Consider the following 13,884-nt stretch of genomic DNA (forward strand, 5'->3'; position numbering starts at 1 on the left):
GGACACGGCGCTGCAGTCCGGTCTGCGGCCCGAGCACATCCGCGAGCTGGCGGTGACGGGATATCGACTGGCTGAGCGGCTGGGGGTGCAGCTGCCGCCGCGACGGGCGTGGGGCCGGCGCGCGGGCTAGCTCGGGCCGTTTCGGCCGCATCGTCGCCGGGCTGAGTCAGACCTTCTCGACCTTGACCGCGTGCGCCATCTCGTGCGGCAACGTCACGTTCTCGTGGCCCGGGATCACGATCGTCACGCCACCGCTGGGATTGCTCTGTACGGTCACCCGTGCGTTCGGGACGACGCCCGCGTCCTTGAATCGGGTGATCAGGTCGATGTCGCCTTGGACGTGTTCGGTGATCTGACGAACGACCACTGCGACTGGAGACCCGGCGGGTAATTCGGTCAACCGCACCAGAACAGCGTCCTCGGCGCCGAAGCCGGGGCCCACGCCCAAGTCCAACAGACCGGGGATGGGGTTGCCGAACGGGGATGTCGTGGGGTTGTTGAGCACATGGACCAGTCGCCGCTCGACGTCCTCGCTCATCACGTGCTCCCACCGGCACGCCTCAGCGTGCACTTCTTCCCAGGGAACTCCGATGACGTCGACGAGCAGACGTTCGGCCAGACGGTGCTTGCGCATCACTGCTACGGCCAGCGCCCGGCCCTTGTCGGTCAGCTCCAGGTGGCGGTCACCGGCCACATGCAGCAGACCGTCCCGCTCCATCCGCGAGACGGTCTGGCTGACAGTCGGCCCGCTCTGGTCGAGCCGTTCGGCGATACGTGCACGCAGCGGCGTTACGCCCTCTTCTTCGAGGTCGTAAATGGTCCGCAGGTACATCTCGGTGGTATCGACCAAGTCGTTCATTCCGCACCCTCCATTGCCGCCGAGTCTACTTCGTCAGCAGCGCAGATGATCTCCTAACACTCCACCGCAGCACGATGCCCGCCGCGGCAGGCGGCGGGCATCGGTGTGCAGGGTCTAGCTGGCGTAGGAGCGCAACCGGTCGGCCCGTTCGCCGTTGCGCAGTTTGGCCATCACCTCGCGCTCGATCTGCCGGACACGCTCCCGGGAAAGGCCGAAGAGCTTGCCGATCTGGTCGAGTGTGCGCGGCTGCCCGTCGTCCAGGCCGAACCGCAGCCGGATCACTTGATGCTCCCGCTCGTCGAGCGTGGCGAGCACGCTGCGAATGTCGGTGTGCAGCAGCTCGGCGATCACAGCGTTCTCCGCCGACATTGCCTCGGCGTCCTCGATGAAGTCGCCCAGCGGGGCTTCCTCCTCGGACCCCACCGGCATGTCGAGGCTCACCGGGTCGCGGCTGTGCTCCAGCAGGTCGTTGATCTTCTCGACCGGGATGCCGGATTCGGCGGCCAGTTCCTCGTCGGTGGCCTCACGGCCAAGATTCTGGTGCATTTCCCGCTTGATTCGGGCCAACTTGTTGACCTGTTCGACCAGGTGAACCGGCAGCCGGATGGTGCGGCTCTGATCCGCCATACCTCGAGTGATGGCCTGGCGAATCCACCAGGTGGCATACGTGGAGAATTTGAATCCCTTTGTGTAGTCGAACTTCTCCATCGCCCGAATCAGGCCCAGGTTGCCTTCCTGGATGAGATCCAGCAGCGGCATTCCGCGGCCGGTGTACCGCTTTGCCAGCGACACTACCAGCCGGAGGTTTGCTTCTAGCAGATGGCGGCGCGCCGCTTCGCCGTCGCGAACCACGAGCGCCAGCTCGCGTTTGCGGTTGTCACCGAGACGCTTGCGGGTGTCAAGCACGTGCTGCGCGTAGAGGCCTGCCTCGATACGCTTAGCGAGTTCGACTTCGTCGGCAGCGGTCAGCAACGCCGTTTTGCCGATGCCGTTCAAATACACCCGTACCAAGTCCGCGGCTGGGCTTTGAGCGTCCAGATCGCTGTCAACTCGGCTTGTGGTGGCGTTTGCCATGGCCCCTCCCGATCGGCTTGAACTGTCATGTGGTCCAACGACCAAACCGATCCATGAGTTCCCGCCGCATGGCCGTCTCACACCCGTTGACGTGCGAAAATGTGCCGGTGACGCTGAGAATGTGCTGAGAGTCAGACGGTCAACCGCTATGGGGAAGCGCTGTCGGGCCAGCCCTGAGAATCAGGTTCAGGCATGGGAGATCTGCGCGGCTCGAGGGCAGGACGCTCAGCCGTCGGGAACAGCGGCGTGCGGCGACGAGGGGTGTCGAATCGCCGCGGTTCGTCGGGGCGCAACGGCGGCCGGTCGTTGGCGATCAGCACCGCCATCCACGGCAGCGGCACCGAGGCGGCCACGATCGCCAAAGAGATCAGTCCGTTGTGCCACTGGCCGTAAGCCACCGCGGCCAGCACGAGTGCAGGAATGCGGAACGCCATCAGCGTGAAGTACTTGCGTACGCGTTGGCGATGCTGATCTTCATAGGAGGGCGCGGCGGCGGTGATCAATACCGGTCGACCGTCGTCGTCGAAACCCAGCTCTGGGCCGCGCTTCATTCCTCCACTGTTGCACAAATGGACGATTCCGGCTGAGGCCCATTTCACGGGCGGTGAGCACCGCGTTTCCGGCACAATATGAGGCATGCAGACCGAGACGATCGAGCGCACCGACACCGACGAACGCGTCGATGACGGGACCGACAGCGACACCCCGAAGTACTTCCATTACGTCAAGAAAGACAAGATCGCTGAGAGCGCCGTGATGGGCACCCACGTCGTCGCGCTGTGCGGCGAGGTGTTTCCGGTGACACGGTCGGCCAAGCCAGGTTCTCCGGTGTGCCCGGACTGCAAGCGGATCTACGAGCAGCTCAAAAGAGGCTGACCAAGTCAGCCTCTTTCAGCGCTCCGGCGAAGTCCTAAGACTCCTGCGCGGCGGCCTCCAGCACAGCAGCGGACTCGATCAATTTCGCCTCGTGCTCGTTGGCGTGGTGCTGGCAGAAGAGGAGCTCGGCGCCAGACGGCAGCGTCGCACGCACACGCGCGGCAGCACCGCACCTGTCGCAGCGATCAGCCCGAGTCAGCGAAGGACTGGTCGTCACAGTTGCGTTCATTGGCGTCTCCGTTCTGGCTATTTCCACTGTCTCAGACGCCGCGGCTCTAGGCGTTGTTCCCTGGGGGTTCCCAGCTGTGTCGTTTCTCACGCCGGGTCAGGCAGGCTGGCCGTGTGAACATCGCCACGCCCACATTGGTCCATCTCTGCCCTGCCGCGGACTGGTCGGCCGCGCAGATCCGCGGCCGGGTGCACCCTGAGTCGCTGGACCTCGCGGGGTTCGTTCACCTTTCGACACCCGCCCAGGTTCACCTGCCGGCCAACCGGCTTTTTCACGGCCGCGACGACCTGGTGCTGCTGCACATCGATCCCGCCCGGCTGGACTCGCCGCTGCGTTGGGAGCCCGGGGTCGCGACCGACCCGGAGTCGATGCTCTTCCCACACGTGTACGGGCCGCTGCCGGTTCAGGCCGTTTTCGACGTCGTGGCCTACCGGCCCGGACCGGACGGTTCGTTCCCGCCGCTGCCTGTCTCGCAGTCGCCGTCGTAAATGTAGGCGTCGGCCTCGATCTCAACCAGGAGCTCCGGTGCGATCAGCGCGCAAACCTGCACCATGGTCGCCACCGGGCGGATGGCACCGAAGACGTCGGAATGCACCGCGCCCACTTCGCGCCAATGCGTGATGTCGGTCAGGTATATCCGGGTGCGAACGACATCGTGTAGTGATGCCCCGGACTTCGTCAGAGCTGACTCGATGCGGCGCAGCGCATCTCGGGTCTGGGCGATGACGTCGTGGCCGGTTCCGGTCGTTCCCGCCACCGCGACGTAGGGGCCGACGCGCACAGCGCGTGAATAACCCACGGCGGATTCAAAATTCGATCCCGATGAAATGCGGACGCGGCCAGCCGACATGCGGTCACGGTATGCCACCCGTATTACCGGCGCGGCTGAACAGCTGTGCTGTCCGCGAACGGGTGCTGACCTCAATCCAGGTAGTCGCGCACTACGGCGCGGTGTGCGCTGTGCAAAGCCGCATTTGGCGCAGGCGGTCGATGTGCGGTGTGGTGCCAGATATCTTGGAGTAATTCTCGCCCGTTGCGGCGCAACGTTACTGCCGAAGAATGTCGGACTGATGCACCCTTATTGCACTCTCACAACCGAACGCAGCTCACTGGGCCGCGCTGGCGGCTTTGCTTGCAATTCGTCGCACCCCAACCAGACGGCTAGGAAAGCGTCTCGGGTTTGAGGATAACGATGACGCCGCTATCGGCGACAGTGCGTGGTTTGCGCTTGAGCATCTGGATGAGCGCAAACACGAATCTCGATAGCCGTGTCTCGATAGGGTATTTCGCGGTTACCAAGCGCATGATGCGTGCGTGATCTGCGCCGCGGTCGATTCGGGCTTTTCCTTCGGGGCGCGAAGTCGTTGCCGCGCGAAGCGCTCTGCCAGCAGCGGCAGGAAGTCGTGAACGGTCGCGCGGGCCGCGAACTGCTCGTAGGACGAGTACACGACCTGATCAAACGGTCTCGACACTGGAGGTGTCGGCGAATTCGCTGCGCAACCAGTGCTGCCGATTTCAACGCCCGACGCTGGTCGATGGACAGCTCGTGTTAATGAGCGGTTCGCTGGCAGGTCTATCGCTCATTCGCTGGGGCTTCTCGATGTCCGTCTTCCGTCGGCACGGAAGTGGGGGTGGCTTACACCCGCTTACTTTTTGAAGGCGTCTTTGACGTTCTCACCGGCGTCTTTGACGTTGGACTTCGCCTGATCGCCCTGGCCCTCATTCCGAGTGCTCTCATCGCCGGTCGCCTTGCCAACCGCTTCCTTGGCCTTCCCACCGAGCTCTTGGGCCTTATTCTTCGCCTTATCCGTACCACTCACGGTTACTTGCTCCTCAGTTAGCCGGGAATCGGCCACCGTGGCCGACGTCTGGACACTCATGAGTACCTCGCGAGCCGAGCGTCAAACGCGCGTGAGTCCCGCTGCCGTCACCGCACCGCTGCGGCAGCGGGCAGAACGTGGCACTTGTCGGCGATCGGCGCCGCAGACAGTACGCACCGCACTGGCGACACATCGAGCTTCTATGGCCGCCCCGGCACAAACCCGGCTGGTGACCTACAAGCACCCGATTCGCGCCGAGCCGGTGACCGCGCGCGCAGCGGCTGTGGCGGCCGAGCCATCCACGACCCACCGGTGCAGCGGACCAGCTCGCCGACTGCGGGGCATAGCGCAATACACCAGACACCGACTCACCGGCTGACAGCGAACTCGTCGTCATCGACTTGACCAGCTGAGGTTCGCGCGCCGATGCGTACCCCTCGCCACCGTGTTCAGAATCGCCACCTCAGCTGCCATGAACAGGACGATCGATACGAGGATGAACATGAATTGACCAAGCATGTCGTTCCCCCTGATATGCCCGTAATCGATCGTCCTCGTGTTTTCCAGCCACGAAGTAAATGGTCGGTAGCCTTTGAAAGAACGGCGGGCTGGTAGACGGTTGCGAGGGCTGCGGCGCTGGGCAGCGCAGCGAGTTCGTCAGCTCGATTGCTCGGGCCGTCAGGCATGAGCCCGGGGTGGAATTGAGACGAGTTGAGCCGTCGGTGCCGCGCATGTTCGACGAGTGGCAGCCGACTCGACTCCGTTAGCCATCGAGTTAGGGGCGTTTTGATACCCCCGGCATGGTTCCAGGCGGCGCATCGTCGCAAACAAGAGCGTTGCGCGAGCGCTGATGGTCAGGAGGGTAGAGGGCAGCGGGTAGCTCCGATTGCCCGGCATGTACTAACGAGTTTGCTGGAGCGCTTACTGTTGCGGGACACCAGGCGCGGCCGGGACACCAGGCGCGGCCGGGACGCCAGGCGCGGGCGGCACCGGTGGCGGAGAGGGCGGGTCTGCATATGCCGCGCCCATACCAAGTCCGACGGCGGTCAAGCCTAAGCCACCGGCGAATATTGCTTTCGCGATGAATTGTTTCAGCTTCATAGCCACATCTCCTTCGTCCCGTTGGCGTAAACGTGATTGCCTCGTCAACTCCAATCGAGCAGAAGTAAGCCTAAGTCCGGTCAGGGCATGCGCGCAGCGATTTGCGCCTATAGGACGCTGCTCGAATTTCAGCCACTCCAGACTGTCCATGCAAAGGAATTTCTCGAAGGCAGTGTGTGACGCCGGGCACGCCGAGGGGCTCATTTAATGGCGTGCTCGACGAATCCTGAGCGTTGCCAATGCTGCGCTACTTCGTCGGGCACGGTTAGCTCAGCGCCGTTGGAATACGGTTCGCCCTGGTGCACCATGCGAAACGGTGCGTTGACTTTAACCTTCACGGTTTTCCCTGTCACTTGTTCATCTCCGTAGATCATCGAGATCAGGTGGTGGGCAGGCCGGTGACGGTGTTGATCTCCGCGGGACGTGGCACTGAGAGGCTGATACGTTACTCAGCGCGCCATGAGTAGGTGGTGATTGTCCACTCGGTGTCGCCCCACGGGTTGGACTCGACCATCAGTCCCATACGCACCCAACCGACCGCTGCGCCGGCCTGAACCGACATCACGACTGCGGTGCCGTCAGGGCACTGCGTGGTCTGAACCGTCCGAACGCCCTACAGGTCGTGCCTGGTATGGCATTGTCGCCACAGGTCGGTCTCCCATCCGAACATGCCGACAGGTTCCACTTGGCTCACAGCTCACCCAACCCCAGTCCACGCGCCTCGGCTGCCGTGGCTCGGACGCGGTGGCCCTCGTGTATCTGTCCGATCATGTCGCGGGTCGACCACCCGGCGACGGCCATTAGACCGCCCCCAGAGCCGCCCGCGGCCAGCTACCGCGACGCGGCGGTGCCGCGCGTAATAGGTGCGGGTGAAGTTCGGCAGGCCGGCCAACTGGCGGCGATATTTTCAGCGCGCTATGCAGCCCGTAGTACTCCAGCGACTTGCCGCGGTCACCGAGCCACAGCGGCGGCGTCTCAGCGAGCCGATGAGTGCGCCGTGCGCGCAGGTAGCGATCGATAGCCCTTGTGGTCTGATCGCCGAACGGCGCCAGCCCACCCTTGCCGCCCTCACCGCGCCGCACTGTCACCAGTCCGCGGTTCAGGTCAACGTCGCCGACTGACTGGCCGTGACCTCTCCGGCGCGCATCCGCGTCTCGGCCATCAGCCGCACGATGGCCTCGTCGCGCCGGTCGCGGAACTCTCTCCCGACGCACGCCTTGATCAACTTGGGCAGCTCGGTGTCGGTCAGTGACTCGGTGGCCTTGGAGTCGAGCTTGGCCGTTCTGAGTCCGAGCAGCGAGTCGTCATCGAGTTCGCCTTCTTCGCTCAGCCATGCGGAGAAGCGGCGCACGCCGAGCTGGCGGTACCGCGCCGTGGACGGTTCAGCACCGGCGTCGAGCAGATCGGCCACGAAGCCCTTGACCAATTCGCGGTCTATTCCTGTACTGACCGGCAAACTGCTGGTCAGGCAATTGATACGGGGTGTCGCTCAATCCAGGTAGTCGCGCAGGACCTGCGAACGGCTGGGGTGGCGCAACTTTGACATGGTCTTGGACTCGATCTGGCGGATCCGTTCCCGGGTGACGCCGTAGACCTGCCCGATCTCGTCCAGGGTTCGGGGCTGGCCGTCGGTGAGCCCGAAGCGCAACCGGACCACGCCGGCCTCGCGCTCGGACAGCGTCTCCAGCACCGACTGCAGCTGGTCTTGCAGCAGTGTGAACGACACCGCGTCGACGGCCACCACCGCTTCGCTGTCCTCGATGAAGTCGCCGAGCTGGCTGTCACCCTCGTCGCCGATGGTCTGGTCCAGCGAGATCGGCTCACGGGCGTACTGCTGGATTTCGAGGACCTTCTCCGGGGTGATGTCCATCTCTTTGGCCAGCTCTTCAGGAGTGGGCTCGCGGCCAAGGTCCTGCAGCAGCTCACGTTGGATGCGGCCCAGCTTGTTGATCACCTCGACCATGTGCACCGGAATCCGGATGGTGCGCGCCTGGTCGGCCATGGCCCGCGTGATGGCCTGGCGGATCCACCACGTCGCGTAGGTGGAAAACTTGTAGCCCTTGGTGTAATCGAATTTCTCCACCGCGCGGATCAAGCCCAGGTTGCCTTCCTGGATCAGGTCCAGGAACGCCATGCCGCGACCGGTGTACCGCTTGGCCAGCGATACCACCAGACGCAGGTTCGCTTCCAACAGATGGTTTTTCGCGCGGTCGCCGTCGCGGCAGATCCATGCCATGTCGCGTCGCTGGGCGGCCGGCAGCTTCTCGCCGCGTTCCGTCAGCTCGGTCATCAGCTGAGTCGCGTAAAGACCCGCCTCGATCCGCTTGGCCAGCTCAACCTCTTCTTCAGCGTTGAGCAGTGCCACCTTGCCGATCTGCTTGAGGTAGGCGCGCACCGAGTCCGCTGAAGCGGTGAGTTCAGCGTCCTTGCGGGCCTGCCGCAGCGCCTCGGACTCGTCTTCGTCCCAGACGAAATCGCCGGAGGCCTTATCCTTTTCACTGGGTTCGGCTATCTCTTCGTCGTCTTCGGCGGCGCGTGCGGGGGCCGTGCCGACCACTTCGACGACGGCATCTTCGCTCCCGGCGGACGCTGCGACGGCGGCCGGCCCGTCCTCTTCAAGATCGTCGTCGAGGGTGAGGTCCGCGGCATCGATGTCGATGTCGATGTCCTCACCCGGCTCGATCTCGGGATCGGCGTCCAGCTCCTCGTCGGCGCCCTCGGCTACGACGGCATCGGCGTCGCCAACCACTTCGGCATCTTGAGGCGTCGCCGTTTTTTTGCCGCGGCTACCGGCGGCGGCCTGCGCCACCGGGCTCTTCTTGGCGGCGGATTTTGTCCCCGGGGCGGTTTTGGTGTCCGCTTCCTTGGCAGCGCGGGGGGTTGCTTTGGTGGACCGTTTGGCGGCGGCCGAGCCGTTGGCGGATTTGGCCGTAGCACGCTTGGCGGTGGCCTTCGCGGGCGACTTGGGGGCGGTGCGCTTCACCGGCTCATCGGTGGACGGGCTTGCCTTCGTCGCTGCCACGAACTTCCCTTCGATCGGACTCACCTCCGGCGCCTGGGGCGTGCGCGACCGAAAGTGTCGGCTATATCGATTGTCGGCATCATCTCGCCGCTATCGGTTCAGGCGGCCGCCGATAACCATTGTAACGACAGCAAGCGCCGTTACCCCGTCGAGCGGGCATAATCAATGTGTTACGTCGCTGGTGGCCGCCATCGCCGCGCCGACGATTCCGGCCGTGTTGAGCAGCGCGGCGGCTACCACGGGGGTGCGATTCTCCAGCAGTGGAAGCCACTTGTCGGCCTTGCGGCTGATGCCGCCGCCGGCGACGAACAGGTCAGGCCAAAAGGCGTTTTCGTAGGCGATCAGCACCTTCGTCACCTGCTTCGCCCACTTCTTGTAGCTCCACCCTTTTCTGTCCCGCACCGATGAAGCGGCCCGGTGCTCGGCCTCCTTGCCGTCGACATCGAGGTGTCCGAATTCGGTGTTGGGCAGCAAAATGCCGTTGTGAATCAGGGCCGAGCCGATTCCGGTTCCGAAAGTCAGCAACACCACAACGCCGTCTTTATCCTTGCCCGCGCCGTAGTGCTGTTCCGCAAGTCCGGCCGCGTCGGCGTCGTTGAGGACGACCAGTTCCTGGCCGTCGAGTTCAGCGCTGATCATGTCGTGCGCGTTCGTTCCGATCCACGATTTGTCGACGTTCGCCGCGGTTCGAACGACGCCCCCGGTCACGACACCGGGATAAGTCACACCTAGCGGACCCGTCCAGCTGAACTCATTGACGACCTCGGCGATGGTTTTGGCGACCGCCAACGGCGTGGCCGGTTGGGGGGTCGGCAGCTTGAACCGGTCGCCGACCAGCTTTCCGCTGCTTAGGTCGACGATTCCGCCTTTGACGCCGCTGCCCCCGACATCGACGCCGAACGCGCGCCCGTTCTGCTTGCTTTTCTTCGCGTCAGATGCCGAGCCGCTGGTCGAGCGAGTTCTGCTCATCGAATCTCCTCGGCGAGACGTTGATAGTGCTCAGTACCTTAGCCTGACGACGATGCGGGTGCCCCGCCGCTGAGGAGTCGGGCGATTGAATGAACTTGAGCCTGACGACACTGGGGCAGACCCTGTGATGCGATGGACCCGTGACGACACCTGGCATCGAGCCTGCCCACCTTCGTTCGATCGCCGAAACCGTGGCTACCGAGGCGGCGGCTTTCGTGCGGCGGAGGCGAGCAGAGGTATTCGGTGACGGCGCCGCCGTCGGCAGCGCGGCGGTGCGCACGAAGAGCACACCGACCGATCCGGTAACTGTGGTGGACACCGAAACCGAACGGCTGCTGCGTGATCGGCTCAAACAACTACGAGCCGGTGACCCGGTGCTCGGGGAAGAAGGAGGCGGGCCGCACAGTGCGACGGCGGCGCCGGGGACCGTGACGTGGGTGCTCGACCCCATCGACGGCACGGTGAACTTCGTCTACGGCATCCCGGCCTACGCGGTGTCGGTCGCCGCTCAGGTCGACGGCGTGTCGGTGGCCGGTGCGGTGGCTGACGTCGCCGCCGGCCGGGTGTATTCGGCGGCCCGGGGCTTAGGCGCTCAGCTGACCGGCGAGGACGGGACCCGGGCATTGCGGTGCAGTGCCATCGACGAGTTGTCGATGGCACTGTTGGGCACCGGCTTCGCCTACTCCCGGCGGCGCCGTACCACTCAGGCGGCGTTGCTGGCGCGCATGCTGCCGGAGGTGCGTGACGTGCGCCGCATCGGGTCTGCGGCGCTCGATTTGTGCATGGTCGCGGCCGGCCGGCTGGATGCCTATTTCGAGCACGGTCTGCACGTGTGGGACTGCGCGGCGGGGACACTGATCGCCGCCGAGGCCGGAGCTCTTGTGGTACTGCCCGCCCGGGAGGAGCAGGATGCCGGCGGCCTGGTAGTCGCGGCGGCGCCGGGGATTGCCGATGAACTGGTGGCTGCCTTGGCGCGATTCGGCGGATCCGAGCCGATTCCGGGCTGAGAGCGCGCCGGTCAGCAGGTGCTGTTGTGAATTTTCGCCAGCAGGGCCGGATCTGACTGCTCGGTGGATTCTGGCCGCAAACCGGCGAGCACGGCGTCGATGTCGTCGCTGTGCGTCAGCGCGCTGAAGTCGGTACCGAGGGCGAGATCGACGGAGTCGTCGGCGCGGTCGTCTTTGAACAGCTCCGTGCACGGTGCCACCAGCCAGACCGCAGCCGCGGCTGCCTGGCCCGCCTCGCCGAACCGGATCTGGCCCTGACAGGTCAGCCGGGTGTTGGCATATACCGGGTCGTTGGCGGCGGTTGGCGGGGCGAAGCCCAAATCCCGCAGGGCGTCGGCGACGTCGGCGGCCTGGCCACCCCGGCCGCTGGCGTTGAGGACGCGAACCTTAGTGTCGATCAGTTTCGCGGGGCCGACGTGCACCATGGTGCTGTGACTCACCGGCTCGCCGAGTTTGGCTGGCTCGGCGCCGGGCTCCAGCGGCGGCGGCGGATTGCACGCCACAACCTCGCGCACGTCGGCCGGCCGTGTCAGCGCCATCGTCCACACCACTCCGGCGAATACCACCAGAAGGATCAGGACCACAATCGCCGGCCGGGGATTGCGCCGGCGAAAGGTATGACCATGCTTGTCGAAAGCAGTGCCCTCTGTGATTTGTGCGACCACGTATTGCACTCTAAGCGCAGGGTTTGCGCGCCCTTCGCCGCGTCGGGCCATCGTTGTGACGTAAATCACACTTGATTGAACATATATACGGGCACGAATCGTTTGGTGGATGCGTTCGACGCTGGTACAACAAAGCGTTGCTTGGCAGGTTAACGAGGGGATGAGGGACAAACACCATGCCTACCGACTATGACGCCCCGCGGCGCACCGAGACGGATGACGTTTCTGAAGACTCGCTCGAGGAATTGAAGGCTAGGCGAAACGAAGCTGCGTCGGCGGTGGTCGACGTTGACGAGTCCGAGACTGCTGAATCCTTCGAGCTACCCGGTGCCGACCTGTCCGGTGAAGAGCTGTCCGTTCGTGTCATTCCAAAGCAAGCCGACGAATTCACCTGCTCGAGTTGCTTCCTGGTGCAGCACCGCAGCAGGCTCGCCAGTGAGAAGAACGGCTTGATGATCTGCACCGACTGCGCCGCCTGATCGTCTCCAGGCGAACTGACCGGTCAGCTTCGCAGTGCTGACAACATTCGATCCGGGTGCCGGCAACTCACCAACCAGTAAGGCGTCGGATCGTCGGTGTCGTCCAGAACCACCAGCACCATCGGTCCCACCCACCCCCGATGCAATACGAAGGCGGCCGGGTCGAGTTGGCGGCCGAGAGTCGCCGATTTGGCAGAGCGCGGTACCTCGGCGGACCGCGCGATGACAGTGACGGGCAGATGCGCTTCCCCGGCCCAGAGTTCGACTTGCCCGTCGCCGTCCGCCACCTGGATCTCGATTCTTCCGAGCCACAGCAGCGCCGCGGCGGCCACCGGGAACAGCACCGCGAACGACAGCCAATCGGGGAGCGCGGGCACGGCGTGGTTGATCTCAACGGCGACGACCGTCGGCAGCGCGAAGCCGACCGGCCACCACCACCACGGCACCCACAGCCGCTCGCGATACCGCACTTTGCGTGGAGCAACGCGGGAACCGGACACCCGGTCAAGGGTAATCTGTGGCCCCGTGTCGACCAGTCTCGCGGTTGTCCGCCTGGACACCGGCCTACCGCTGCCCAGTCGCGCCCACGACGGTGACGCCGGCATCGACCTCTACAGCGCCGAGGACGTCCAGCTTGCGCCGGGTCAGCGTGCCCTGGTTGCCACCGGCATTGCGGTCGCCATCCCGTACGGCATGGTGGGCCTGGTGCACCCGCGTTCCGGTTTGGCTGCGCGCTTGGGTCTTTCGATCGTCAACAGCCCGGGCACGATTGACGCCGGATATCGCGGCGAGATCAAGGTCGCGCTGATTAATCTCGATCTGGTCACCCCGATCGTCGTGCACCGCGGCGACCGCATCGCTCAACTGCTCGTTCAGCGAATTGAACTGGTCGACGTGGTCGAGGTTTCGTCTTTCGACGAGGCGGGGCTGGCCGAAACATCCCGTGGCCACGGCGGTCACGGTTCCTCCGGCGGACATGCGAGTCTCTGACCGCTGGCGACGATGCAGAGCGAAGCGATGAGGAGGAGCGGCGTGGATTATGGCATTCGGTAAGCACAGGGCCAAAGGCGGCCCGGAGCCCACTTCTGGCGAGCCCACTTCTGGCGAGCACGCACCGGTTGAGCCCCCGCAGAAGGAGTTGCCGGCTGAGCCGGAACCCGTCGAGGACCTCGACGGCCCGTTCGATATCGAAGAGTTCGACGACCCGACGGCGGCGGAGGGTGGCCGGCTGGACCTCGGTTCGGTGCTGATTCCGATGCCCACCGAAGGTCAATTGCAAGTCGAGCTCACCCAGACCGGCGTTCCCAGCGCCATATGGGTGGTGACAGTCAACGGTCGGTTCACCATCGCCGCCTATGCGGCACCCAAGACCGGGAGTCTGTGGCGTGAGGTGGCTGGCGAGCTGGCCGACTCGCTTCGGCAGGATTCCGCCAAGGTCTCGATCCAGGACGGCCCATGGGGCCGCGAAGTCGTCGGCAGCGCGACCGGTGTGGTGCGCTTCATCGGAGTCGACGGTTACCGGTGGATGATTCGTTGCGTCGTCAACGGGGCGCACGAAACCATCGACGCACTGACCGAAGAGGCCCGGCAAGCGTTGGCCGACACGGTGGTTCGCCGTGGTGACACGCCACTGCCGGTGCGGACGCCGTTACCGGTGCAGTTGCCCGAACCGATGGCGGCGCAACTGCGAAGCGCCGCCGCGCAACAGGCCGCCGCCCAACAGTCGGACAGCTCCGAGCCGGCGGCGCGCCGCAGCGCCGAGGGTTCGGCGATGCAACAGTTG

General features: G+C 64.7%; 19 protein-coding genes and 2 pseudogenes. 7 read left to right on the plus strand and 14 right to left on the minus strand.

The features are described from left to right. A pseudogene (locus tag WA317_RS04755) lies at nucleotides 1–130 on the plus strand (DUF4192 domain-containing protein); the annotation flags it as partial. 36 nt (nucleotides 131–166) lie between these two features. Here WA317_RS04755 and WA317_RS04760 read toward each other — a convergent pair. The 3 genes from WA317_RS04760 to WA317_RS04770 form a co-directional block, all read right to left on the minus strand. Beyond that, entirely contained in the window at nucleotides 167–859 is a 693-nt protein-coding gene (locus WA317_RS04760) for a metal-dependent transcriptional regulator (RefSeq protein WP_425171949.1), read from the minus strand. 114 nt (nucleotides 860–973) lie between these two features. After that, nucleotides 974–1,933: a sigma-70 family RNA polymerase sigma factor SigB gene (gene sigB / locus WA317_RS04765; protein ID WP_425171950.1), complete on the minus strand. Its 960-nt coding sequence runs from the start codon at nucleotides 1,931–1,933 to the stop codon at nucleotides 974–976. A gap of 146 nt (nucleotides 1,934–2,079) precedes the next feature. Beyond that, complete coding sequence (locus tag WA317_RS04770; RefSeq protein ID WP_425171965.1) at nucleotides 2,080–2,502, minus strand: DUF3099 domain-containing protein; 423 nt, start codon at nucleotides 2,500–2,502, stop codon at nucleotides 2,080–2,082. A gap of 67 nt (nucleotides 2,503–2,569) precedes the next feature. Here WA317_RS04770 and WA317_RS04775 point away from each other — a divergent pair, with 67 nt between their 5' ends. Next, nucleotides 2,570–2,809 carry a DUF3039 domain-containing protein gene (locus WA317_RS04775; RefSeq protein WP_425171951.1) on the plus strand — a complete coding sequence of 80 codons (240 nt, stop codon included), beginning with the start codon at nucleotides 2,570–2,572 and terminating at the stop codon, nucleotides 2,807–2,809. 34 nt (nucleotides 2,810–2,843) lie between these two features. On the opposite strand, the gene WA317_RS04780 is transcribed toward WA317_RS04775, so the two are convergent. Then, nucleotides 2,844–3,038 carry a DUF7455 domain-containing protein gene (locus WA317_RS04780; RefSeq protein ID WP_425171952.1) on the minus strand — a complete coding sequence of 65 codons (195 nt, stop codon included), beginning with the start codon at nucleotides 3,036–3,038 and terminating at the stop codon, nucleotides 2,844–2,846. 113 nt (nucleotides 3,039–3,151) lie between these two features. Here WA317_RS04780 and WA317_RS04785 point away from each other — a divergent pair, with 113 nt between their 5' ends. After that, complete coding sequence (locus WA317_RS04785) at nucleotides 3,152–3,526, plus strand: DUF952 domain-containing protein (RefSeq protein ID WP_425171953.1); 375 nt, start codon at nucleotides 3,152–3,154, stop codon at nucleotides 3,524–3,526. Here WA317_RS04785 and WA317_RS04790 read toward each other — a convergent pair. From WA317_RS04790 to ppgK, 8 genes and pseudogenes are all read right to left on the minus strand, one after another. Next, a complete protein-coding gene (locus WA317_RS04790) occupies nucleotides 3,466–3,888 on the minus strand; it encodes a RidA family protein (RefSeq protein WP_425171954.1) in 423 nt (140 codons plus the stop codon). The genes WA317_RS04785 and WA317_RS04790 overlap by 61 nt on opposite strands. 502 nt (nucleotides 3,889–4,390) lie before the next feature. Next, a pseudogene (locus WA317_RS04795) lies at nucleotides 4,391–4,581 on the minus strand (three-helix bundle dimerization domain-containing protein); the annotation flags it as partial. 103 nt (nucleotides 4,582–4,684) lie between these two features. Further along, the gene (locus WA317_RS04800; protein ID WP_425171955.1) at nucleotides 4,685–4,858 is read right to left on the minus strand and encodes a CsbD family protein; all 174 of its coding nucleotides are present in this window, start codon (nucleotides 4,856–4,858) and stop codon (nucleotides 4,685–4,687) included. A gap of 1,301 nt (nucleotides 4,859–6,159) precedes the next feature. Continuing rightward, nucleotides 6,160–6,333: a hypothetical protein gene (locus WA317_RS04805; protein ID WP_425171956.1), complete on the minus strand. Its 174-nt coding sequence runs from the start codon at nucleotides 6,331–6,333 to the stop codon at nucleotides 6,160–6,162. Between the two features lie 426 nt (nucleotides 6,334–6,759). After that, nucleotides 6,760–7,047, minus strand: coding sequence for a hypothetical protein (locus tag WA317_RS04810; RefSeq protein WP_425171957.1), 288 nt, complete (start codon nucleotides 7,045–7,047; stop codon nucleotides 6,760–6,762). Nucleotides 7,048–7,058: 11 nt separating this feature from the next. Then, nucleotides 7,059–7,385 carry a hypothetical protein gene (locus tag WA317_RS04815; RefSeq protein WP_425171958.1) on the minus strand — a complete coding sequence of 109 codons (327 nt, stop codon included), beginning with the start codon at nucleotides 7,383–7,385 and terminating at the stop codon, nucleotides 7,059–7,061. A gap of 63 nt (nucleotides 7,386–7,448) precedes the next feature. Then, the gene (locus tag WA317_RS04820) at nucleotides 7,449–8,981 is read right to left on the minus strand and encodes an RNA polymerase sigma factor (RefSeq protein WP_425171966.1); all 1,533 of its coding nucleotides are present in this window, start codon (nucleotides 8,979–8,981) and stop codon (nucleotides 7,449–7,451) included. Nucleotides 8,982–9,143: 162 nt separating this feature from the next. Next, nucleotides 9,144–9,950 carry a polyphosphate--glucose phosphotransferase gene (ppgK, locus tag WA317_RS04825; RefSeq protein WP_425171959.1) on the minus strand — a complete coding sequence of 269 codons (807 nt, stop codon included), beginning with the start codon at nucleotides 9,948–9,950 and terminating at the stop codon, nucleotides 9,144–9,146. Between the two features lie 140 nt (nucleotides 9,951–10,090). On the opposite strand from ppgK, the gene WA317_RS04830 reads away from it, so the two are divergent. Next, nucleotides 10,091–10,957 carry an inositol monophosphatase family protein gene (locus WA317_RS04830; protein ID WP_425171960.1) on the plus strand — a complete coding sequence of 289 codons (867 nt, stop codon included), beginning with the start codon at nucleotides 10,091–10,093 and terminating at the stop codon, nucleotides 10,955–10,957. A gap of 11 nt (nucleotides 10,958–10,968) precedes the next feature. On the opposite strand, the gene cei is transcribed toward WA317_RS04830, so the two are convergent. Next, nucleotides 10,969–11,622 (minus strand): envelope integrity protein Cei, encoded by a 654-nt coding sequence (gene cei, locus WA317_RS04835; RefSeq protein ID WP_425171961.1) that lies wholly within the window; start codon nucleotides 11,620–11,622, stop codon nucleotides 10,969–10,971. Nucleotides 11,623–11,798: 176 nt separating this feature from the next. On the opposite strand from cei, the gene WA317_RS04840 reads away from it, so the two are divergent. After that, nucleotides 11,799–12,101 (plus strand): DUF4193 domain-containing protein, encoded by a 303-nt coding sequence (locus WA317_RS04840; protein WP_007171590.1) that lies wholly within the window; start codon nucleotides 11,799–11,801, stop codon nucleotides 12,099–12,101. Between the two features lie 23 nt (nucleotides 12,102–12,124). Here WA317_RS04840 and WA317_RS04845 read toward each other — a convergent pair whose 3' ends face one another. After that, complete coding sequence (locus tag WA317_RS04845) at nucleotides 12,125–12,601, minus strand: DUF3093 domain-containing protein (RefSeq protein WP_425171962.1); 477 nt, start codon at nucleotides 12,599–12,601, stop codon at nucleotides 12,125–12,127. A 25-nt stretch (nucleotides 12,602–12,626) separates the two neighbouring features. Here WA317_RS04845 and dut point away from each other — a divergent pair, with 25 nt between their 5' ends. Further along, entirely contained in the window at nucleotides 12,627–13,091 is a 465-nt protein-coding gene (dut, locus tag WA317_RS04850) for a dUTP diphosphatase (RefSeq protein WP_425171963.1), read from the plus strand. A gap of 49 nt (nucleotides 13,092–13,140) precedes the next feature. Next, a partial coding sequence (locus WA317_RS04855; protein WP_425171964.1) for a DUF3710 domain-containing protein occupies nucleotides 13,141–13,884 on the plus strand: 744 nt, incomplete at its 3' end.

It is taken from the genome of Mycobacterium sp. (assembly GCF_049802695.1).
GTDB lineage: Bacteria > Actinomycetota > Actinomycetes > Mycobacteriales > Mycobacteriaceae > Mycobacterium.